This is a genomic window from Kribbella sp. NPDC051936, assembly GCF_040680955.1.
In the GTDB taxonomy this organism is placed as follows: domain Bacteria; phylum Actinomycetota; class Actinomycetes; order Propionibacteriales; family Kribbellaceae; genus Kribbella.
In genome coordinates, this window is sequence record NZ_JBFAXS010000014.1 from 42,543 (window position 1) to 62,579 (window position 20,037).

General features: G+C 71.0%; 21 protein-coding genes. 14 read left to right on the top strand and 7 right to left on the bottom strand.

The window, feature by feature from the left end; genetic code table 11:
- Window positions 1-116 precede the first annotated feature (116 nt).
- Entirely contained in the window at window positions 117-857 is a 741-nt protein-coding gene (locus AB0L64_RS38450) for an SDR family oxidoreductase (RefSeq protein ID WP_363717900.1), read from the bottom strand.
- Window positions 858-1,001: 144 nt separating this feature from the next.
- Here AB0L64_RS38450 and AB0L64_RS38455 point away from each other — a divergent pair, with 144 nt between their 5' ends.
- Genes AB0L64_RS38455 through AB0L64_RS38470 form a run of 4 tightly spaced genes read left to right on the top strand, consistent with a single transcriptional unit; the run spans window position 1,002 to window position 4,094 of the window.
- A complete protein-coding gene (locus tag AB0L64_RS38455) occupies window positions 1,002-2,474 on the top strand; it encodes an AlkA N-terminal domain-containing protein (RefSeq protein WP_363717901.1) in 1,473 nt (490 codons plus the stop codon).
- 2 nt (window positions 2,475-2,476) lie between these two features.
- Window positions 2,477-3,031, top strand: coding sequence for a GNAT family N-acetyltransferase (locus AB0L64_RS38460; protein WP_363717902.1), 555 nt, complete (start codon window positions 2,477-2,479; stop codon window positions 3,029-3,031).
- The gene (locus AB0L64_RS38465) at window positions 3,028-3,519 is read left to right on the top strand and encodes a methylated-DNA--[protein]-cysteine S-methyltransferase (protein WP_363717903.1); all 492 of its coding nucleotides are present in this window, start codon (window positions 3,028-3,030) and stop codon (window positions 3,517-3,519) included. The genes AB0L64_RS38460 and AB0L64_RS38465 overlap by 4 nt, the downstream gene beginning before the upstream one ends.
- A gap of 26 nt (window positions 3,520-3,545) precedes the next feature.
- On the top strand, window positions 3,546-4,094 hold the full coding sequence (locus tag AB0L64_RS38470; protein WP_363717904.1) for a YdeI/OmpD-associated family protein: 549 nt from the start codon (window positions 3,546-3,548) through the stop codon (window positions 4,092-4,094).
- A gap of 127 nt (window positions 4,095-4,221) precedes the next feature.
- On the opposite strand, the gene AB0L64_RS38475 is transcribed toward AB0L64_RS38470, so the two are convergent.
- Both AB0L64_RS38475 and AB0L64_RS38480 read right to left on the bottom strand, forming a co-directional pair.
- On the bottom strand, window positions 4,222-5,451 hold the full coding sequence (locus AB0L64_RS38475; protein ID WP_363717905.1) for a cation:proton antiporter: 1,230 nt from the start codon (window positions 5,449-5,451) through the stop codon (window positions 4,222-4,224).
- Between the two features lie 2 nt (window positions 5,452-5,453).
- Window positions 5,454-5,930, bottom strand: coding sequence for a TrkA C-terminal domain-containing protein (locus tag AB0L64_RS38480; RefSeq protein WP_363717906.1), 477 nt, complete (start codon window positions 5,928-5,930; stop codon window positions 5,454-5,456).
- 131 nt (window positions 5,931-6,061) lie between these two features.
- Between AB0L64_RS38480 and AB0L64_RS38485 the strand changes: the two genes are divergently transcribed.
- The 3 genes from AB0L64_RS38485 (at window position 6,062) to AB0L64_RS38495 (ending at window position 10,064) form a co-directional block, all read left to right on the top strand.
- On the top strand, window positions 6,062-6,604 hold the full coding sequence (locus AB0L64_RS38485; RefSeq protein WP_363717907.1) for a PadR family transcriptional regulator: 543 nt from the start codon (window positions 6,062-6,064) through the stop codon (window positions 6,602-6,604).
- A complete protein-coding gene (locus tag AB0L64_RS38490; protein WP_363717908.1) occupies window positions 6,601-8,613 on the top strand; it encodes an NADPH-dependent 2,4-dienoyl-CoA reductase in 2,013 nt (670 codons plus the stop codon). The genes AB0L64_RS38485 and AB0L64_RS38490 overlap by 4 nt, the downstream gene beginning before the upstream one ends.
- Before the next feature lie 218 nt (window positions 8,614-8,831).
- Window positions 8,832-10,064 (top strand): FAD-dependent monooxygenase, encoded by a 1,233-nt coding sequence (locus AB0L64_RS38495; protein ID WP_363717909.1) that lies wholly within the window; start codon window positions 8,832-8,834, stop codon window positions 10,062-10,064.
- Here AB0L64_RS38495 and AB0L64_RS38500 read toward each other — a convergent pair.
- Window positions 10,014-10,604, bottom strand: a complete 591-nt coding sequence (locus tag AB0L64_RS38500) for a TIGR03086 family metal-binding protein (RefSeq protein ID WP_359927149.1) — start codon at window positions 10,602-10,604, stop codon at window positions 10,014-10,016. The genes AB0L64_RS38495 and AB0L64_RS38500 overlap by 51 nt on opposite strands.
- A 122-nt stretch (window positions 10,605-10,726) precedes the next feature.
- Window positions 10,727-11,305, bottom strand: coding sequence for an HhH-GPD-type base excision DNA repair protein (locus AB0L64_RS38505; protein WP_359927147.1), 579 nt, complete (start codon window positions 11,303-11,305; stop codon window positions 10,727-10,729).
- Between the two features lie 161 nt (window positions 11,306-11,466).
- Between AB0L64_RS38505 and AB0L64_RS38510 the strand changes: the two genes are divergently transcribed.
- A complete protein-coding gene (locus AB0L64_RS38510; RefSeq protein WP_363717910.1) occupies window positions 11,467-12,372 on the top strand; it encodes a GntR family transcriptional regulator in 906 nt (301 codons plus the stop codon).
- 186 nt (window positions 12,373-12,558) lie between these two features.
- Window positions 12,559-13,434: a hypothetical protein gene (locus AB0L64_RS38515; protein ID WP_363717911.1), complete on the top strand. Its 876-nt coding sequence runs from the start codon at window positions 12,559-12,561 to the stop codon at window positions 13,432-13,434.
- 86 nt (window positions 13,435-13,520) lie between these two features.
- Here the strand turns inward: AB0L64_RS38515 and AB0L64_RS38520 are convergent, their stop codons facing one another.
- The gene (locus AB0L64_RS38520) at window positions 13,521-14,480 is read right to left on the bottom strand and encodes an NAD-dependent epimerase/dehydratase family protein (RefSeq protein WP_363717912.1); all 960 of its coding nucleotides are present in this window, start codon (window positions 14,478-14,480) and stop codon (window positions 13,521-13,523) included.
- A gap of 72 nt (window positions 14,481-14,552) precedes the next feature.
- Here AB0L64_RS38520 and AB0L64_RS38525 point away from each other — a divergent pair, with 72 nt between their 5' ends.
- From AB0L64_RS38525 to AB0L64_RS38545, 5 genes are all read left to right on the top strand, one after another.
- Complete coding sequence (locus tag AB0L64_RS38525; RefSeq protein ID WP_363717913.1) at window positions 14,553-15,227, top strand: SDR family NAD(P)-dependent oxidoreductase; 675 nt, start codon at window positions 14,553-14,555, stop codon at window positions 15,225-15,227.
- 95 nt (window positions 15,228-15,322) lie between these two features.
- Window positions 15,323-16,831 carry an LCP family protein gene (locus AB0L64_RS38530; RefSeq protein ID WP_363717914.1) on the top strand — a complete coding sequence of 503 codons (1,509 nt, stop codon included), beginning with the start codon at window positions 15,323-15,325 and terminating at the stop codon, window positions 16,829-16,831.
- 253 nt (window positions 16,832-17,084) lie between these two features.
- Window positions 17,085-17,462, top strand: coding sequence for a YciI family protein (locus AB0L64_RS38535; protein WP_363717915.1), 378 nt, complete (start codon window positions 17,085-17,087; stop codon window positions 17,460-17,462).
- A 36-nt stretch (window positions 17,463-17,498) separates the two neighbouring features.
- On the top strand, window positions 17,499-18,308 hold the full coding sequence (locus tag AB0L64_RS38540) for an alpha/beta hydrolase (protein WP_363717916.1): 810 nt from the start codon (window positions 17,499-17,501) through the stop codon (window positions 18,306-18,308).
- Window positions 18,309-18,525: 217 nt separating this feature from the next.
- Window positions 18,526-19,152: a superoxide dismutase gene (locus tag AB0L64_RS38545; RefSeq protein ID WP_355701171.1), complete on the top strand. Its 627-nt coding sequence runs from the start codon at window positions 18,526-18,528 to the stop codon at window positions 19,150-19,152.
- Window positions 19,153-19,208: 56 nt separating this feature from the next.
- Here AB0L64_RS38545 and AB0L64_RS38550 read toward each other — a convergent pair whose 3' ends face one another.
- Window positions 19,209-19,991 (bottom strand): alpha/beta hydrolase, encoded by a 783-nt coding sequence (locus AB0L64_RS38550; RefSeq protein ID WP_363717917.1) that lies wholly within the window; start codon window positions 19,989-19,991, stop codon window positions 19,209-19,211.
- Window positions 19,992-20,037 lie beyond the last annotated feature (46 nt).

Sequence of the window (20,037 nt, forward strand, 5' to 3'; positions counted from 1 at the left end):
GTTCACCCATTCGAGGGGATAACCCCTCTTGCTGGGGGTTCTCCCGCGGTATGTCAACGAAGAACCCCCGACTCGAGGGGATATCCCCTCCGGTGACGGAGTGGGTGCCGGGTGGATCAGGCGGTGTGGCCGCCGTCGATGGTGAGCTCGGTGCCGGTGATGTACGCGGCGTGCGGGCCGGACAGGTAGGCGACCGCGGCGGCCACCTCGGCGGGGGTGCCGAAGCGGTCGAGGGCCAGGTCGGCGATCTGGGGCGCCGCGAACGGGCCGTCGGACGGGTTCATGTCGGTGTCGGTCGGCCCGGGCTGGACGACGTTGGAGGTGATGTTGCGTGCGCCGAGCTCGCGGGCGAGCGCCTTGCTCAGGCCCACCAGCGCGGCCTTGCTCATCGCGTACAGCGTCATCCCGGGGCTCGTCACGCGCGCGGCGGCGCAGCTGCCCAGGTGGATGAGGCGGGCCCCGTCGGACAGCAGCGGTACGGCGGCCTGCGTGGCGGCGTACACGCCCCGGATGTTCACGGCGAGCACGCGGTCGACGTCCTGCGGTGCGAGATCGGTGATCGGGGCGATCGCGCCGACGCCGGCGTTGTTGACCAGGATGTCCAGCCCGCCCAGGGATTCCGCGGCCCGGCGGACGCCGTCCGCGACCGCGACCGCGTCACCCGAGTCGACGGCGTACGCGAATCCGCGCCGCCCGAGTGCCTCGATCTCCTTCACCACCGCGGCCGCGGCGTCCGCCGACGAGTTGTAGGTGATCGCGACGTCCGCTCCGCGCTCCGCGAGCGCCACCGCCGTCGCCGCGCCGATCCCGCGGCTGCCGCCGGTCACCAGGGCCTTCTTGCCAATCAGTTCGTTCATGTCTTCCAGTCCAGCGGCCCGGGTCCGCCGACGCTGGCGAGAATCCGCCACCGGATCCTCATGTCGCATTCCCGCGACCGGCCCTCCACCTCCAGGTCGTAAATCCGCTAGCGACTGTCGGTGGCGGCAGGGATGCTGGAGGGCGTGTACGAGTGCAGGGAGCGATGCGTCCGCGCGGTGCAGTCCAAGGACGCCCGGTTCGACGGGTGGTTCTTCACGGCGGTGCTGACGACCAAGATCTATTGCCGGCCGAGTTGCCCGGTGGTGCCGCCGAAGGTCGAGAACATGCGGTTCTACCCGAGCGCGGCCGCCGCCCAGCAGGCCGGTTTCCGGGCCTGCAAGCGGTGCCGGCCGGACGCGAGCCCGGGCTCGCCGGAGTGGAACGATCGCGCCGACCTGGTCGCGCGGGCGATGCGCCTGATCGCGGACGGCGTCGTCGACCGCGACGGCGTACCGGGCCTGGCCGGCCGGCTCGGTTACAGCGTCCGTCAGGTGCAGCGCCAGCTCCAGGCCGAGCTCGGCGCCGGCCCGCTCGCGCTTGCCCGTGCGCAGCGGGCACAGACCGCGCGCCTGCTGATCGAGACGAGCGAGCTGCAGATGGCGGACGTCGCGTTCGCCGCCGGGTTCTCGAGCGTGCGGACGTTCAACGAGACCGTTCAGGAAGTCTTCGCGCTGGCGCCGACCGAGCTGCGCCGGCGGGCTCGCCGGGGGACGACGACCGCGGCGCCCGGCACGATCTCGCTCCGGCTCCCGTTCCGCGCGCCGTTGACGCCCGACAACCTGTTCGGCCATCTGATCGCGACCGGCGTACCGGGGGTGGAGGAGTGGCGCGACGGTCACTACCGCCGCACGTTGCGGCTCCCGCACGGTCACGGTGTCGTCGCGCTGCGGCCGATGCCGGACCACATCGCCTGCCAGCTCTCGCTGACCGACCAGCGCGACCTCGCGATCGCGATCAGCCGTTGCCGCCGGATGCTCGACCTGGACGCGGACCCGGTCGCCGTCGACGACCTGCTCGGCACCGATCCGGTGCTCGCTCCGCTGATCGCGAAGGCCCCGGGCCGACGTGTCCCGCACACCGTCGACGGCGAGGAGTTCGCCGTCCGGGCGGTGCTCGGGCAGCAGGTGTCGACGGCGGCGGCCCGGACCCACGCGCAGCGCCTGGTCCTGCAGCACGGCGAGCCGATCGAGGACCCGTCCGGCGGGCTCACGCACCTGTTCCCGACGATGCAGGCGCTGGCCGGGCTCGACCCGGAGACGCTCGCGTTCCCGAAGTCCCGCCGTACGACGCTCACCACGCTGATCGCGACGCTCGCGGCCGGTGAAATCGACCTCGGGGCCGGCGCCGACTGGGACCGTGCGCGCGAGCAGTTGGCCGCCCTGCCCGGGATCGGGCCCTGGACGGTGGAGTCGATCGCGATGCGCGCGCTCGGTGATCCGGACGCCTTCGTGGCCAGCGATCTCGGTATCCGTTACGCGGCGCGTGACCTAGGCTTGCCCGAGGCCCCCAAACTCCTGACCGACCACGCCCGCGCGTGGCGGCCCTGGCGTGCGTACGCCGTGCAGTACCTGTGGGCCAACGGTGACCACGCGATCAACACGATCCCCGCGGAGTGACGATGACCGAACTGACCACCGACCGCCTGCTGCTCCGGAACTGGCGCGATTCCGACCGGGAACCGTTCGCAGCGCTGAACACCGACCCGGCGGTGATGGAGCACTTCCCGGCGCCGCAGACGCGCGAGCAGAGTGACGCGCTGATCGACCGGAACCGGCCGCTGATCGACGAGCGCGGCTGGGGCCTGTGGGCGCTGGAGGTCCGGGACACCGGTGAGTTCATCGGTTTCACCGGATTGTCGGTGCCGAGCTTCGAGGCGCACTTCATGCCGGCCGTGGAGATCGGCTGGCGGCTCGCGAAAGGTGCCTGGGGCAACGGTTATGCGACCGAGGCGGCCCGCGCTGCGCTCGCGCACGGGTTCGGCCCGGCCGGGCTGGACGAGGTGGTGTCGTTCACCACGACCACCAACCTGCCGTCCCAGCGGGTGATGCAGCGGATCGGGATGACGCACGACGAGCCCGGGGACTTCGACCACCCGCGGATCCCGGAAGGCCATCGGCTGCGCCGGCACGTGTTCTACCGGATCGACCGCGCGCAGTGGGAGTCCACCCGGTGACGTACGCCGTCGTCGACAGCCCGCTCGGTCCGCTCACCCTGGTGGGCACCGACGCGGGCGAGCTGACCGGCCTGTTCATGGACAAGCAGCGGTACCGCCCCGATCGGACCAGATTCGGCGATCGCGACGACTCCGCCCTGTCCGGTGCGGCCGAGCAGCTCGACGAGTACTTCCACCACGGCCGCACGACCTTCGACGTACCGCTGCTCCTGACCGGGACGGACTTCCAGCGCCGGATCTGGGCCGCTCTCCAGGACATCCCGTACGGCGTCACCACGACGTACGGCGGGCTCGCCGCGGACCTCGGGCTGAAGCCGCAGTCGGCCCGCGCGGTCGGACTGGCCAACGGGAAGAACCCGGTCAGCATCATCGTCCCGTGCCACCGGCTGGTCGGATCGACCGGGAGTCTCACCGGGTACGGCGGCGGCATCGAGCGCAAGCGGGCGCTGCTCGCGCACGAACGCGGAGAAAAACTGCTCATTGGATGAGCACTTATCCGGCGCAAGCTGGTCCCATGGAGACCTTGGACTGCGTGGATGCGGACGAGTGGCGTGCCTGGCTGGAAGCCAACGGCCGGAGTGAACGATCCGTCTGGCTCGTGGTGCACCGCGAGGCCGACGGCCTGAACCTCGCGGCCGCGGTCGAGCACGCCCTGTGCTTCGGGTGGATCGACAGCAAGACGGTGCGGCGCGACGAGCGGACGACGTACCAGTGCTTCACACCGCGGAACCCGCGGAGCACCTGGAGCAAGGTGAATCGCGAGCGGGTCGAGCGGCTGACCGCGGCCGGCCTGATGCGCGCGCCGGGGGAGGAGTTGCTGGCGCACGCCCGGCGGACCGGCACGTGGGACCTGCTGGCGGACGCGCAGAACCTGATCGTCCCGCCCGATCTGCAGGCCGCGCTCGCGGCCGACCCGCAGGCGGACGAGCAGTTCCGCGCCTTCCCACCGTCCACCCGCCGCACGATCCTCGAATGGATCACCCTCGCGAAGCGCCCGGAGACGCGAGCACGGCGGATCGCCGAGACCGTCGCCCGGGCAGCCGCCGGCATCCGCGCACGCTGACGCTCCGCCGGTCGGGCGGACGCCCCGCACTCACCAACTGGCAGTGCACGAGTCGGCGCACGCTCAAGCCCGGCAGTAGTCGGGGCACCAGCGGTGGTTGGTGAGTGGTGGCGGTCCGCGTCGCCGATCAGCTTGTGGGTGACGATGGCGCCGTGGCTGTGTCGTCCAGACGCTCCGCGGCCGGGGCGTCGGTCGGCTGCCGCGGTTTGCGGGTCAGGCGGCGGGCGATCGGCTCGGTGTAGCGGGCCGCGACCGGTCCGAGGATGACGAGGATCAGGACGTACGCCGTGGCGAGCGGGCCGAGCTTCGGCTCGACACCCACCGCGAGACCGGCGATGACGATCGAGAACTCGCCGCGCGCGACCAGCGTCCCGCCGGCCCGCCAGCGACCCGCGGGCGAGATGCCGGCGCGCCGGGCGGCGTACCAGCCGGTGGCGATCTTGGTCAGCCCGGTGAGGATCGCCAGCCCGAACGCGACCGCCAGCACCGGCGGGATCTTCGCCGGATCCGTGCTCAGGCCGAAGAACACGAAGAACACCGCGGCGAACAGGTCCCGCAGCGGGCTGAGCAGGTTCCGGGCGCCGTGCGCCACCTCGCCGGACAACGCGATCCCGACCAGGAACGCGCCGACCGCCGCCGACACCTGCAGTTGCTGTGCGATCCCCGCGACGAGCAGCGTCAGGCCGAGGACGACGAGCAGCAGCATCTCCGGGTTGTCCGAGGAGACCGCCCGGCTGATCACCCGCCCGTATCGGAGCGCGACGAACAGCACGATGCTCACCGTGCCGAGCGAGATCAGCAGCGTCATGCTCCCGCCGGCCAGTCCGACACCGGCCAGCAGGGCGGTGAGGATCGGCAGGTAGACCGCCATCGACAGGTCCTCGAGCACCAGGATCCCGAGCACCACCGGCGTTTCCCGGTTGCCCAGCCGTCCGAGGTCGCCGACGACCTTCGCGATCACACCGGACGAGGAAATCCAGGTGACGCCGGCCAGCGCGACCGCCGCCACCGGGCCCCAGCCGAGCAGCAACGCGACAGCCGCACCGGGCAACGCGTTCAGCAGGAAGTCGACCGCGCCGGAGATGTACTGCGTCTTCAGCGTGCCGACCAGATCCGACGCGGTGTACTCGAGTCCGAGCAGCAACAGCAGCAGGATCACGCCGATCTCGGCGCCGGTGGCAACGAACTCCTCGCTCGCCGCCAGCGGCAGCAGGCCGCCGTGCCCGAACGCGAGCCCGGCCAGCAGGTACAGCGGGATCGGCGAGAACCCGAGCCGGCCGGCGATCCGGCCGAGGATGCCGAGGGCAAGGATGACCGCGCCCAGCTCGATCAGCAGGGCGGTGATGTTCTCGTGCATGCTCAGCCCCCGGCGATCAGGTCGGCCACGGCGTCCACACCTTCGCGGGTGCCGACCACGACGAGCGTGTCGCCGGTTGCGAACCGGAAGTCCGGCGTCGGCGACGGCGTCGCCCCGGTGCGGCGCAGGACCGCGACGATCGACGCGCCGGTCCGGCTGCGGGCCTGGGTGTCACCGAGCGTCCGCCCGGAGTACGGCGACCTGGCGGTGACCGGGATGTGCTCGGTGACCAGGTCGATCTCGATCTCACCGCGGACCGGGTCGAGCGGTTCCGGGATCAGCAGACTCGCGAGCGCGGCGGCCTCGTCCTGCCCTAAGGGGACGCTGGCCTGGCACTCGTCGTCGTCCTCGGGATTGTGGAAGCCGAGGAACCGGCGCCCGTCGTTGTGCACCACCACCGAGACGTGTTTGCCGGCGTCGGTGACCAGGTCGTACCGCAAGCCGATACCGGGCAACGTCGTCTTCGTCGGGTGGTTCATGGATACTCCGCTCCGGGATAGATGGCGTCTGCAACCATTCTCTCAGACCTCATCAACCTTGTCCGGACAAGCGATGTGACCTGGAATGCAATCAAGTGCACTGCAACGAGTTGCATAGGTACGCTCCAGGAATGGCGCTGGAGCACGCGATTCTGGTTTCGCTGACCGAACGGGCCGGGTCCGGGTACGAGCTGGCCCGGCGGTTCGACCGGTCGATCGGGTACTTCTGGCCGGCCACGCACCAGCAGATCTACCGGGTGCTGCGGCGGATGGACGAGGCCGGCTGGGTGAAACACACCGAGATCGCGCAGGACGGCCGCCCGGACAAGAAGGTCTACCGGGTCGCGGCGGCCGGGCGTGCGGAGTTGTCGCGCTGGCTGGCCGAGCCGGAGGACCCGGCCGTCCTCCGGGACGGGCTCGGCGTGAAACTGCGCGGCGCCTCGCTCGGTTCGGTCGACGTGGTGCTGCAGGAGATCGAGCGGCACCGGGCCGAGCACGCGACGCGGCGCGAGGTGTACCGCGGGATCCAGAAACGCGACTTCCCGAAGCCGGCCACGCTGCACGGCCGGGATCTGCATCAGTACCTCGTACTGCGCGGCGGGATCCGCGCCGAGGAGTCCTTCGTCGCCTGGTGCGACGAGGTGATCGACGCCCTCCGGAAGGACAGCCGATGAGTTCGTACCCGAAGCTGCTGGAGCCGCTCGACCTCGGCCATGTAGTGCTGCCGAACCGGGTGATCATGGGGTCGATGCACACCGGCCTCGAGGACCGGTTGAGTGACCTGCCCAAGCTCGCCGCGTACTTCGCCGAGCGCGCCCGCGGCGGCGTCGGGCTGATGGTCACCGGCGGCTACGCGCCGAACCGGACCGGCTGGCTCACGCCGTTCGGGTCCACGCTGATGACCAAGCGGCAGGCGCGCAGGCACCGGCTGCTGACCGGCGCCGTGCACGAAGCGGGCGGCCGGATCGCGCTGCAGATTCTGCACGCCGGCCGGTACTCGTACCACCCGTTCAGTGTCTCCGCGTCCGCGCTGAAGGCCCCGATCAACCCGTTCAGGCCGCGGGCGCTGTCCGATCGCGGCGTCCGGAAGCAGATCCAGGCGTACGTCGACTGCGCGGCGCTCGCCCGCGACGCCGGGTACGACGGCGTCGAGATCATGGGCTCGGAGGGGTACTTCATCAACCAGTTCCTGTCCGAGCGGACGAACCGGCGGACCGACCGCTGGGGCGGCAGCCCGGAGAACCGCCGCCGGCTCGCGGTCGAGATCGTCCGGCGGACCCGGGAGCGGGTCGGCGACGAGTTCCTGATCATCTACCGGTTGTCGATGGCCGACCTGGTCGAGGGCGGGCAGACCTGGGACGACGTGGTCACGCTCGGCCGCGAGATCGAGGCGGCCGGGGCGTCGATCATCAACACCGGGATCGGCTGGCACGAGGCGCGAGTCCCGACCATCGTCACGTCGGTGCCGCGGGCCGCGTTCACCAGCGTGACCGCGGCGTTCAAGCCGCACGTGCAGATCCCTGTGGTCACGTCGAACCGGATCAACCTGCCGCAGGTCGCCGAGGAGGTGCTGGCCCGCGGCGACGCCGATCTGGTCAGCATGGCCCGGCCGTTCCTGGCCGACCCGGAGTGGGTGCTGAAGGCAACGACCGATCGGGCCGACGAGATCAACGTCTGCATCGCCTGCAACCAGGCGTGCCTCGACCACGTGTTCGCGAAGAAGAAGGCGAGCTGCATGGTCAACCCGCGGGCGGCCCGCGAGACCGAGCTGCGGCTGCTGCCGACCCGGCGGACGAAGAGCATCGCGGTGGTCGGGGCCGGGCCGGCCGGGCTGGCGGCGGCGGTGACGGCGGCCGGGCGCGGGCACCGGGTCGAGCTGTTCGAGGCGGACGCCGAGCTCGGCGGGCAGTTCGGGATCGCGCGCCGGATCCCGGGCAAGGAGGAGTTCGCCGAGACGATCCGGTACTACCGGCGGCAGCTCGACCTGACCGGCGTCCAGGTGCACCTCGGCCGCCGGGCCGGCGTCGACGACCTGACCGGTTTCGACGAGATCGTGCTCGCGACCGGCGTCGTACCGCGGGTGCCGGCGATCCCCGGGATCGACCATCCCAAGGTGCTCTCGTACGTCGAGGTGGTCCGCGACGGCAAGCCGGTCGGGGACTCGGTCGCGGTGATCGGGGCCGGCGGGATCGGGGTCGACGTCAGCGAGTTCCTGACCGGTACGTCGCCGGATCTCGAAGCCTGGAAGGCGGAATGGGGCGTCGGCGATCCGACACAACTGCCGGGCGCGCTCGCCGTACCGCGGCCGGAACCGTCGCCGCGCACGCTGTATCTGCTGCAGCGCAAGGCCGGAAAGATCGGCGCCGGGCTCGGCAAGACGACGGGCTGGGTCCATCGGGCCGCGCTGAAGAACAAGCAGGTCGAGCAGTTGCGGGGCGTCAACTACGAGCGGATCGACGACGAAGGCCTGCACATCACGTTCGGCCCGAAGCGCGAGAAGGCCCGCGTCCTGGCGGTCGACACCATCGTCGTCTGCGCCGGCCAGGAACCGGTCCGCGACCTGGCCGAGGCGCTGCGGGAATCCGGCCGCCCGATCCACCTCATCGGCGGCGCCGACGTAGCCGCCGAACTCGACGCCAAGCGGGCGATCGAGCAGGCGACCCGGCTGGCCCTCTCACTCTGAGGCGGACCTGGGTCACTCACCAACCAAGCCCGCCGCAGCGGTCGCACGCTCAGCGTCGGGCGTACACGGCCGGTCAGCCGCACTTGGTGAGTGGTGGCGGTCCGCCCCCGCCGGGCGGACCTGGTGCACCACGGCCGGTGTACTAGTGCGCGCTGGCCCCGGCTCCCCAATCTAGTGCACCGTGTACGGCGTACGCGCACTAGCTAAGGGGTTGTGAGATGAAGACTGTGCTGATTTCCGGTGGCGGGATCGCGGGGCCGGCGGTGGCGTTCTGGTTGCGGCGGTTCGGGTTCGCGCCCACGGTGGTCGAGATCGCGCCGGGGCCGCGGCCGGGCGGGCAGACCGTGGATCTGCGCGGGGTGTCGCGGGTGGTCGCCGAGCGAATGGGGCTGATGCCGGCGGTCGCCGAACGGCAGCTGCACGAGCGCGGGCTCGCGTACGTGCGGGCCGACGGGCGGCAGTCCGCCGCGATGCCCGCGGAGCTTCTCGACGGCGCGGGGCCGGTCGCCGAGATCGAGATCCTGCGGGGCGACCTGGCCGGGATCCTGGCCGACGCGACGCACGAGGTGGAGTACTTGTACGGCGACTCGGTCACCGAGCTGACGCAGGACTCGAGCGGCGTCGACGTCACGTTCGCGAGCGGGACCCGGCGGCGGTTCGATCTGGTGCTCGGCGCGGACGGGGTGCACTCCCGGGTCCGGCGGCTCGCGTTCGGGCCGGAGGAGGAGTTCGTGCACCACCTCGGCGGCTACACGTCGTACTTCACGGTCGAGGCGCCGGAGGACCTGAAGCACTGGATGAAGCTGTACACCGCGCCGGGCGGGCGCTGGGTCGGCCTGCGGCCGGATCGCGATCCGCGGTTCGCGAAGGCGCTGTTGAGCTTCCGGTCGCCGGTGCTCAGGTACGACCGCCGGGACGTCGAGGCACAGAAGCAGCAGGTGCGGTCGCGGTTCGAGGGGCTCGGCTGGCACGCCCCGCACATCCTGAACCTGCTGGCCGCGGCCGACGACTTCTACCTCGACTCGACCAGCCGGGTCGTCGTACCGGAGTGGTCCCGCGGGCGGATCGCTCTGGTCGGTGACGCCGGGTACTGCGGTTCCCCGATGGCCGGCCACGGTACGGCGCTGTCGCTCGTCGGTGCGTACGTCCTCGCGGGCGAGCTGGCCGCCGCGGACGGCGATCACGCGCGGGCGTTCCCGGCGTACCAGCGCCGGATGCGGGCGTACGTCGAGCAGCGGATGGAGCTGCCGCCGGGCGGGATCAAGATGGCGATGCCGATGAGCAGGTTCGGGATCGCGTACCGGGATCTCGTGCTGCGCGTCATGACGTCGCGGCTGATGGCCGGGACCCTGGCGAAGGCAGCGATCGCGAAGCCGGACGCGATCGACCTGCCGGACTACTCAGTCCAGCGGGGAGACCCACTCCGGGTTGCGGCCGAGGAGGCCGAGTAGCTGGTCGAAGTCGGGGGCCGTGCCGGAGACCTTGACGCTGCGTTCGAACGCGTAGCCGGCGCCGCGGTTCGCGTCGGTGTCGGGGATCCGGCGGGCCAGCTGGAGCGCCTGCTCGACCATGTCCGGTGGCGGGTTGTACGGGACGTCGATCGCGCGGGCCAGGTCCCAGGCGTGCACGACGCAGTCGAGCTGGTGGAAGGTCAGCGCGATCCGGCGTGGGAACGAGCCGAACTCGCGGACCTCCACCAGCCGGTCCAGCGCACCTCCGTCGGCGAATGCGTCCGCGACCCGCACGTTCGAGCGGCGATAGGCGCCGGCCGGGTTGTCGCCGAGACGGCCGCTGTTCCAGGTGTGGACGGAGGCGGTCCCGTTCAGCGCGGCGGCGGCCAGGCCCTCGTTCTGGCTGACCAGGTGGCGCATCAGGCCCCGGACGGTCCAGTCCGGGCACGGGGTGGGAAACCACAGGTGCTCAGGCCGGACCTGCATCACGACTTCCCCGAGCACCGCACCGGCCCTGCGATCCAGATCCCGGATGTCCATCCGCGCTCCTCCCGTGCCCTAGCGAGCATAGAGCGGTACGCCGGACTTCGCAGGGAATCTCGTGGAGTACAAGGGACAACCCGCGCCCGGCTGCTACAGATCGGGCGCCGGTGTCTCGTGGATCAGGCCTTGGCGGCCGCCTTCGCCGCCTTCTTGAAGTTGCGCACCTCGCCCAGGGACGCGGCGTCCGTGACGTCGGCGATCGAGCGCCGCGAGCCGCGGTCGCCGTAGTTGCCGGCCGCCTCGCGCCAGCCCTTCGGCGTGACACCGCGCTGCTTGCCGAGCAGGGCGAGGAAGATCTTCGCCTTCTGCTCCCCGAACCCCGGTAGCGCCCTGAGCCGCTTCAGCACCTCGGCGCCGTCCGGCTTCGGGCGGCCGGCCAGCCAGATGTTGGCGGCGTCGCCGTCGTACTTCGCGATGATCTCCTGCGCGAGCGCGTGCACCCGGCGGGCCATCGAGCCGCCGTACCGGTGGATCGCCGGCGGGGTGACGCAGAGCTCGACGAACGTCTCCAGGTCGGTCGCGGCGATCTTGTGCAGGTCGAAACCGTCCATCCGGTTCGCGATCTTCAGCGGGCCGGAGAACGCGTGCTCCATCGGGTACTGCTGGTCGAGGAGCATGCCGACCAGCAAGGCGAACGGGTCGTCGTTGAGCAACTTGTCGGCGTCCGGGTTGCCGGTGAGGTGCAGTTCGCGCAGCATGCGGCCCATCTTGACACGACGATCAGCGCGTGGGCACCCGCGTTCGCCACAGCAGACGGACGAAGTACGGCGCCCCGACCACAGCCAGATGCTTGCGGACGGCAACAGGGTGAGCGTCTGTGGCATAGTGCGCGTACGATGTACGTGCACTAGGAGGGGTGATGGGCGAAGCGTCGTACCAGGTGATCGCCGCCGAGCTGCGGCGGCGGATCGAGGCCGGGGAACTGCGGCCGGGCGAGCGGGTGCCGTCGACGCGGGCATTGGTCCGCGACTTCGGAGTGGCGATGGCGACCGCGACCAAGGCGTTGCAGGTGCTGCAGGCCGACCGGCTCGTGCATGCCTCGCCCGGCGTCGGGACCGTGGTCGGTCCGCCGCCGCGCTCCCGGCGTACCGCTGCCGGTCCCGATGACGTGCCCGACCTGGACCGCGACGAGATCGTCCGGATGGGGATCGCGATCGCGGACGCCGAGGGGCTCGCGGCGTTGTCGATGCGCCGGATCGCGACCGAGCTCGGGGTGTCGACGATGGCGCTCTACCGCTACGTTGGGGGCAAGGACGCGCTCGTCGTCCAGATGGTCGACGCGGTCATCGGCGAGTTTCCGTTGCGGGACGTCTCCGGGAGTTGGCGAGACGCGGTGACGGCGGTGGCGCGCGTGCACTGGGCGGCGTACCGGCGGCATCTCTGGCTCGCGAGCGCGATCAGTTTGAGCCGGCCGCAGTTGGTGCCGCGGCTGCTGCCGCACACGGACGCCGTCCTGCGGGCGTTGCGCGGGTTCGGGAAGAGCGCGGCGTTGTCGGCGACGATCAGCCTGTTCGCGTATGTGCGGGGGATCGCGCTGGTGATGGAGTCCGAGGCGCAGGCCGAGCAGGACACCGGCGTGACCGCGGACGAGTGGGCCGACCGGCAGGGCGACCAGTTGGCGGCGATGATCGCGGCCGGAAACCTGACGGCGTTTCAGGAACTCCTGGCCGACGGCTTCGACTACGACTACGACCTGGACCAGTTGTTCGAGTTCGGCCTGGCGATCTTCCTCGATGGTCTGTCCGCGCGGAGAAGGGGTGTCTGATGTCCCCGCGCCTACTGCGCGGCACCCGGCACGGCACCCCGCCGCACGGGTGCAAAGGCCACGATGCGCCGCATCGAGACCTTCGCCCCCGCACGCCGATGCACCGCACCGAGCACCTCCTCGCGACGGCGCGGGAACATCGGACACCCCTTACGCTGAGTGCTGACGTCTTCTCCGGAGGTGGCGATGGAGCCTGTGTTCGCGCCGGGTGTGCCGGTCGCCGTACGGCGCTTGTACGAGCGCCGGCCGGAGTTGTTCGTGGCGGCCGACGCGCCGCGGCCGAAGCGGCAGACGTCGTGGTCGGCGGCGCCCGGCAACACGTTCGGGACGTTGCTGGTGTGGCTTGCGGTGTGTGTCGGGGGATGGATCCTGGCGCTGATCATCATGGCCGCCACGCTGCCGGCGTCCGTTGCCGCGTGGGGATCCGTCGGGCTGGCGGGGGTCGCGGTGCTGGCGACCGGCGGCATCCTGGTGAAGACGGCAGTCGAGGACCGCGGGCACAAGGCGGTCCGGTTGCAGCACCGGAAGTACCTGCTGCCGCAGGACTTCGACGACCAGGCCGCGCGGCTGCTGACCCGGGCGCAGCGCGCGGTGAAAACGGTGCTTGAGGCAACGGTCACCCGGCGCGGTTTGCTCGACGAGGTGCAGAACGAGCTGGTCCTGCCGGAGCAGCTGTGGGACATCGCGCAGGTCCTCCGCGAGCAGACCGTACTGCGCGCCAGGCAGGCGGACGTCGCACGCGGCATGGCGACCGCTGAGCTCGACGCCGTCCTCGGCCCGCAGCGCCGGGCACTCGCGCTCTCGGCACAGGCGATCACCCGCAAGGTGGACCTGCTGGAGCAGTACGCCGACCGAGTCCGCTCCGCCGACGCCGCCCTGCGCGCCGAGGCGGCACTGGAGGACGGCGACCGCTACATCGAACTCCTCGCCCGCACCGAACCCGTAGGCGACACGTCCGTGGTCCAAGGCTTCACCGACGAGGCAGCCGCCCTCAAGGACACCCTCACCCGCTCCATCAACGCCGCCCGGGACGCCGGCCGAACCCTCGCGCTGCCCGAGTAGGCCGCCCGCCCGAATTTGGCTGGTCAGCCAGCGAAATGAGGGGTTCTGTACCCGCAACCAGGGTGCAGAACCCGGAATTTGGTGGGTCAGCCAGGCAAATTGTGGTGGGCGAGGAGGGTGGCCTCGGCGTCTGGGGTGAGGCCGATGGCGAGGGGTGGGACGCCCCGGTCGCGGTCCCAGCGGAGGACGTCCGCGACGGTCTGGCGGAGGGGAGTGACGGGCATGCCGGCGGCGCGGGCCTTGGCTGGGTTGCGGCGGCGTTCGCCCCACTCGGCTTCGGGGTCCATCAGCGGGAAGCGCGGCGGTACGGCGTCGAACGGGATCGGGATGATGTCGGCGGTTGTGCCGGACAGGTCGGCCGCGGTGTGGATCAGTTCGGCGATGGTGGAGTCGGGGCCGACGGCGTTGTAGGCGCCCGAGCGGTTGTCGGCGACGAGACGCAGGATCAGGCCGGCGACGTCGCGGCTGTCGACCAGTTGCAGCGGGGCCTCAGGACTGGTCGGGAGGGCGATCCGTCCACCCCGGGCGCCGCGGCGGATCCAGTACAGCGCCGTACCGGAGGAGTCGCCGGGCCCGGTGACCCGGCCGGGGCGGACGAGCGTGGCGCGATCGCCGTACCGCTCGACGACGTCGTCCTCACAGGCGACCTTGCAGGGGCCGTATGTGTCGTTCGTGAGCACGTCGGCATCGCGCAGCGGCTCACGGCGCGGCGCGGTCTCGTCGGTCCCGGCCGGCAGGTCCCGGACGTAGACCGCGTGGCTCGAGACGAACACGTACCGCCCGACCCGGTCGCCGAGCACGTCCATGGCCTGGTCGACGTCCCGGGGCCGGAACCCGCTGGTGTCCACCACCGCGTCCCACTCACCGGTCCGCAGCGCCGCGTAGTCCCCGGCCTCGCGGTCCCCGATCAGCTGCGGCACGCCCGCGGGCAGCGGCGCCCCGCTCTTCCCGCGACTGAACGACGTCACCTCGTGGCCGTGGGCCAGCGCGTCGTCCACGATCGCGCGCCCGACAAACCCGTTCCCGCCCAGCATCAGAATCCGCACAACCGCCCAACCTAGCCGCGCCCCGTCCCCACCGCGACCTGATTAGTCCCGGCTGGACCTAGGCTGGCCGCCATGACCAACACAGTGGTGGTTGCCGGTGGCACCGGTGCGCTCGGCGTGGCGGTGACCGCGGAGTTCCTGCGCGCGGGGTGGCGGGTCGTCGTCCCCGGGCGTTCCGAGGAGTCGCTCGCCCGGCTCGGCACCGACCCGGCGCTGAACCCGATCGTCGCCGACCCGTTCGACCCGGCCGGTACGGCGGACGTCGTGGCGCTCGCCGCGTCCGACGAGAACGCCCCGCTGACCGCCCTGGTCAATCTCGTCGGCGGGTTCGCGTCCGGCGCGCGGGTGCACGAGACGCCGGTCGAGGACTTCGAGAGCATCCTGCGGCTCAACCTGCGGCCGACGTACCTGATCACCCGGGAGGTCCTGCCGCACCTGGTCGCGGCCGGTGGTGGAGCGATCGTTTGTACGTCGAGCCGCGCGGCGCAGCACCCGTTCTCCGGCGCGGCCGGGTACATCACCGCCAAGGCCGGGGTGATCGCGTTCGCCGACGCCCTGCACGCGGAGTACGCGCGTGACGGCATCCGGGTGAACACCATCCTGCCCGGCACCATCGACACCCCCGCGAACCGCGCCGCGATGCCGGGCGCCGACACCAGCCGGTGGACGCCGCCGGACCGGATCGCCGCCGTGGTCCGGTCGCTCGTCGAGACCGACGGGTTCGACGGCGCTCATCTGACCGTTTGACAACCGATTGACCCTGTAACACGTCTGAACAGGTACAGCGTGCATCCTTCGGGGCACACTGATAGCGGGGGATCGACGGGGAGACAGGGGTGCCGATGGGGACTGCGCGCGCGACGGCGAAGCGGCCGCGGTCGATGCCGAACTTGCTGGGATCCACCCTGTTGGGCGCGCTCCTTCCAGGACTCGGGCTGATCATCGGCGGGCGGCGGCGGATCGGTGCGTTCGTGCTCACGCTCTTCCTCGGCCTGGTCGGGCTCGGCGTGTACGTCGGTCTGACCCGGCGTACCGAGGTGCTCGCGGCCACCGTCGTACCGAGCCGGCTGCTGATCATGTCGGTGGCGATCGGCGCGCTCGCGTTCGCCTGGATCGTGGTCGTCGTGGCGTCGCACCGGTCGTTGCGCCCGGCAACGGGAGGCGCCGGCGGCCGGGCCTTCGGCGCGCTGTTCGTCGGGCTGTTGTGCTTCGCGATCGCCGCGCCGGCCGCGGTCGGTGTCCAGAGCGTGCTGGCGCAGCGGACGCTGGTGCAGGACGTCTTCCAGGCGCAGGGTGAGAGCAAGAGCGCGACCCGGCCGTCGACGGTCAACACCAAGGACCCGTGGGAGAACAAGCAGCGGCTGAACCTGCTGCTGCTCGGCGGGGACGACGCGCCCAGCCGCGAGGGTGTGCGCACCGACACCGTGATCGTCGCGAGCATCGACACCAGGACCGGGAACACGGCGCTGATCTCGCTGCCGCGGAACCTGACCTTCATGCCGTTCCCGCCGGACTCGCCGCTGTACAAGTACTACCCGGCGGGCTTCGGCAAGGAGGGGCTGAGCCTGGACGGCCGGCTGGAGTGGATGCTGACCGCGATGTACCAGAACGTGCCGGACGCACACCCGGGCATCCTCGGGCCGTCGGACAACGAGGGCGCGGACGTGCTGAAGCAGTCGGTCGGCGAGGCGATCGGGCTGAAGCTCGACTACTACCTGCAGGTCAACCTGCAGAGCTTCCCGGAGATCGTCGACGCGCTCGGCGGGATCCGGGTGAACGTCAACGAGCGGGTCGCGATGGGCGGCATCAGCAGCTCGCACATCCCGCCGAAGGAGTGGATCGAACCCGGACCCGACCAGCACCTCGACGGACGGCACGCACTGTGGTTCGCCCGCGGGCGGTACGGCGCCGACGACGACCAGCGGCAGATCCGGCAGCGGTGCGTGATCAAGAGCATCGTCGACGCGGCCGATCCGCAGACGCTCGTCACGAAGTACAAGGCGATCGCCCGCGCCGGCCAGCACCTGCTGCGGACCGACATCCCGCAGGAGTTGCTGCCCGCGATGGTGCAGCTGGCCCTGAAGGTGAAGTCGGGGACGGTCTCGAACGTCACGCTCGACTCCGAGAAGCTCCGCCTGAAGTACCTGCACCCCGACTACCAGGCGCTCCGCGACACCGTCGAGAACGCCCTCGAGTCCACGCCGCCGCCGACGACCACCCCACCGGCCACCCCGGCCGAGCCGCCCACCACCCGCAAGCCGGCCGCCCCGACGACCACCGCACCCCCGGGCCCGACCCAGAACCTGGCCGACGCCTGCGCCTACAACCCGGCCGGCGACCAGCCCAACTAGTGCCGTCGCAGTCACTGCACGGCTGGGGGGTTGACCCCTCAGATGGCCGGTTGACCCCTCGCATGCCGCAGGGTCAACCGGCAAGCTCAGGGGTCAACCCCTCAAATGGCCGGCTCAGCTTGACCGTCGGGCCGGAGTCCGCGCAGGCCGTACGAGGTGACCAGGGAATGTTCTGAGCCCAGGGTGTCGATCCGGCGGGGGCCTGCTCGACGTGAGAGTAAGTGATGAACCGAAACCACGAGGAGCGGCAGCGATGCGTTACATGATCATCAATAAGGCGGACGCCGACAGCGAGGCCGGGAAGTTGCCGGCGCCGGAGGTGGCCGAGGCGGTCGGCGGGGTCGTCGAGGACCTGTCGAAGGCCGGCGTCCTGCTGTTCGCCGAAGGCGTGCACCGCAGCTCGCTCGGCGCCCGGGTCAGTGTCGACGGCGGCAAGCGCACGGTGACCGACGGCCCGTTCGCGGAGACCAAGGAGCTGGTCGGCGGGATGATCGTCGTCGAGGTCCGCAACCGCGACGAGGCGATCGAGTGGGCGGCCCGGCTGGCCGAGGCCCTCGGCCAGGAGGTCGAGGTCCGCCGGGTCGTCGAGGAAGCCGACTTCGGACCGGACGCGGACGTCTTCTCGAGCTGACTGTCCATTCGGGGCGGTCCCGTTCGTGGCACTGCCATGAACAACACACTGAAGGTTTCCGACGCAGAGCTGTACTACGAGGTGCGCGGATCAGGACCGCTGGTGGTCCTGGTCGGCGCGCCCATGGACGCGGAAGCGTTCGCGCCGCTGGCCGAGCTGCTGGCGGCCGACCACACCGTGCTGACGACGGATCCGCGCGGCGTGAAGCGGAGCACGCTCGAGGCCGGCGGTACGTCGCGGCCCGAGCAGCGGGCCGACGACCTGGCCCGGCTGATCCGGCACGTCGACGCCGGGCCCGCCGTCGTCCTCGGCTCCAGCGGGGGAGCGGTCAGCGCGCTGGCGCTGGCGCAGGACCACCCGGAGCTGGTCCGGACCGTGATCGCCCACGAACCGCCGCTGGACCGGCTGCTGCCGGATGCGGACGAGCTGCTGGCGAAGTCGGAGAAGCTGATGGCCGACTACCTCGCCGGGGACGTGACCGGCGCCTGGAAGCAGTTCTTCGCGGTCGCGAACATCCAGCTGCCCGACGAGGTCGTGGAGATGATGTTCGGCGCCGACCGCGACCCCGAGCAGCTGGCGACCGAGCGGTTCTGGTTCGGCCACGAGATGCGCGAGTCGATCAGCTGGCTGCCGGACTTCGACCGGCTCCGCGCGGCCGACGTCGTGGTCGGGATCGGCGCGGAGTCCACCGGTCAGCTCTGCGACCGGACCTCGACCGCGCTCGCCGCCGGCCTGGGCGTCGAGCCGACCCGTTTCCCCGGCGACCACACCGGTTTCGTGGAGCGTCCGGAGGCGTTCGCGAAGACGCTGCGCGACCTGCTGGAAGCCGTCCGCCGGTCGAGGTGAGACTCGCGCGTGGGTTGTCGGGGAGAGTATGTGAAGCTGGGGGTGTTCGGTGCGTACGCCGGGGTGTGCGGGCGGTCGCATCGGGCACCGGTCGGGACGCCGCGTTCGTCCGCGTGGCGACTTGACCTCAACCGTGGTTGAAGTTTCAAGCTGGTGCCGCTGAGACAGGACATCGGAGATATCGGCCCTCGCGCGGGGCCCTGACGAAGGAGCAGAGTTGACCACGTACACGCTTCCCGACCTCCCCTACGACTACGGCGCACTCGCGCCGAGCATCGCCGGCGAGATCATGGAGCTGCACCACGACAAGCACCACGCGACCTACGTGAAGGGTCTGAACGACACCCTCGACAAGCTGGCCGAGGCCCGCGAGAAGGGTGACTTCGGCGCGATCGTCGGGCTGGAGAAGACGCTCGCCTTCAACCTCGGCGGTCACGTCAACCACTCGATCTTCTGGAAGAACCTGTCGCCGGACGGTGGCGACAAGCCGGACGGCGAGCTGGGCGCGGCGCTCGACGACGCGTTCGGTTCGTTCGACGCCTTCCAGGGCCACTTCACCGCGGCGGCGACCACCATCCAGGGCTCCGGCTGGGCCATCCTCGGCTGGGACGCGCTGGCCGGGAAGCTCCTGGTCCACCAGCTGTACGACCAGCAGGGCAACCTGCCGGCCGGCCAGATCCCGCTGGTGATGCTGGACATGTGGGAGCACGCGTTCTACCTGCAGTACAAGAACGTGAAGCCCGACTACGTCAAGGCGTGGTGGAACGTCGTGAACTGGGCCGACGCCCAGGCTCGGTTCGACGCGGCCCGCGCCGGCGCCGGCGCCCTGATCACCGGCGCCTGACACACCCCGCAGTACGACGAAGGGCGTCCGGCGTGCAGCCGGACGCCCTTCGCGTGTCAGGCACAGAACCCGGCGATCACCGGGGCGATCGCCGCCGCCTTGATGACGTGGTTCTGACCCGGCACCTCGGTGTGTGCGGCGCCCGGTACCGCCGCTGCGAGCGCCCGGGTCGAGTTCTTCATCCAGGTCGGGCTCTTGCCGCCGTTCACGACCAGCACCGGCTGCTCGATCCCGGCCCACTGGGTGGCGTCCATCGGGTCGCCGAAGCAGTTGCCGCCGAGCACCTGGGCGTCGTACGGCAAGGTGTGTGCGATCGCCTTCATCGGCTTCCAGGCCGGCATCAGCTTCATCATCGTGACGAAGGCCCCGGGCAGCCCGATGCCCTTGGTGAAGAAGTACTTGATCGCGTCGTTCGGCTCGAGGGCCTGGAGGTCGGACACCCAGCTGCGCGGGATCTGCTTGCGGCTGTCGTCGACGACGTACGGCGGCTCGAACGCGACCAGCTTCTCGATCGGCAGCCCGGCCGCCGCCGCCCGCAACGCCAGTGCCGCACCGGACGACGAGCCGTAGACGTACGCCGACCCGCCGGCCGCCTCGATCACGGCGGCCAGGTCCTTGATCTCGCGCTCGACCGAGTACTCGTTCGCGTCGCCGGAGTCGCCGCGGCCGCGCCGGTCGTAGTTGTGGACGGTGAACCGGTCCGCCAGCGCCTCGGCGAGCTCGGGCATCGGACCCTGCGCGCGGGAGCAGAGCGCGCCGTCGACGAGGACCAGGGCCGGGCCGTCGCCGCGCCGGTCGTAGGCGATGGTGGTGCCGTCCTTCGAGACCACGGTGTTCATGATGGTTTCCTCCCGGTGGGTGACGATCTCACCACTGCGTCGAGCA

Coding starts and splice junctions, on each gene's coding strand:
- AB0L64_RS38450 (WP_363717900.1), bottom strand. CDS start 857: ATGAACGAACTGATTGGCAAGAAGGCCCTGGTGACCGGCGGCAGCCGC.
- AB0L64_RS38525 (WP_363717913.1), top strand. CDS start 14,553: ATGACCAACACAGTGGTGGTTGCCGGTGGCACCGGTGCGCTCGGCGTG.
- AB0L64_RS38515 (WP_363717911.1), top strand. CDS start 12,559: ATGGAGCCTGTGTTCGCGCCGGGTGTGCCGGTCGCCGTACGGCGCTTG.
- AB0L64_RS38485 (WP_363717907.1), top strand. CDS start 6,062: ATGGCGCTGGAGCACGCGATTCTGGTTTCGCTGACCGAACGGGCCGGG.
- AB0L64_RS38540 (WP_363717916.1), top strand. CDS start 17,499: ATGAACAACACACTGAAGGTTTCCGACGCAGAGCTGTACTACGAGGTG.
- AB0L64_RS38530 (WP_363717914.1), top strand. CDS start 15,323: ATGGGGACTGCGCGCGCGACGGCGAAGCGGCCGCGGTCGATGCCGAAC.
- AB0L64_RS38475 (WP_363717905.1), bottom strand. CDS start 5,451: ATGCACGAGAACATCACCGCCCTGCTGATCGAGCTGGGCGCGGTCATC.
- AB0L64_RS38490 (WP_363717908.1), top strand. CDS start 6,601: ATGAGTTCGTACCCGAAGCTGCTGGAGCCGCTCGACCTCGGCCATGTA.
- AB0L64_RS38495 (WP_363717909.1), top strand. CDS start 8,832: ATGAAGACTGTGCTGATTTCCGGTGGCGGGATCGCGGGGCCGGCGGTG.
- AB0L64_RS38550 (WP_363717917.1), bottom strand. CDS start 19,991: ATGAACACCGTGGTCTCGAAGGACGGCACCACCATCGCCTACGACCGG.
- AB0L64_RS38460 (WP_363717902.1), top strand. CDS start 2,477: ATGACCGAACTGACCACCGACCGCCTGCTGCTCCGGAACTGGCGCGAT.
- AB0L64_RS38500 (WP_359927149.1), bottom strand. CDS start 10,604: ATGGACATCCGGGATCTGGATCGCAGGGCCGGTGCGGTGCTCGGGGAA.
- AB0L64_RS38470 (WP_363717904.1), top strand. CDS start 3,546: ATGGAGACCTTGGACTGCGTGGATGCGGACGAGTGGCGTGCCTGGCTG.
- AB0L64_RS38505 (WP_359927147.1), bottom strand. CDS start 11,305: ATGCTGCGCGAACTGCACCTCACCGGCAACCCGGACGCCGACAAGTTG.
- AB0L64_RS38535 (WP_363717915.1), top strand. CDS start 17,085: ATGCGTTACATGATCATCAATAAGGCGGACGCCGACAGCGAGGCCGGG.
- AB0L64_RS38480 (WP_363717906.1), bottom strand. CDS start 5,930: ATGAACCACCCGACGAAGACGACGTTGCCCGGTATCGGCTTGCGGTAC.
- AB0L64_RS38510 (WP_363717910.1), top strand. CDS start 11,467: ATGGGCGAAGCGTCGTACCAGGTGATCGCCGCCGAGCTGCGGCGGCGG.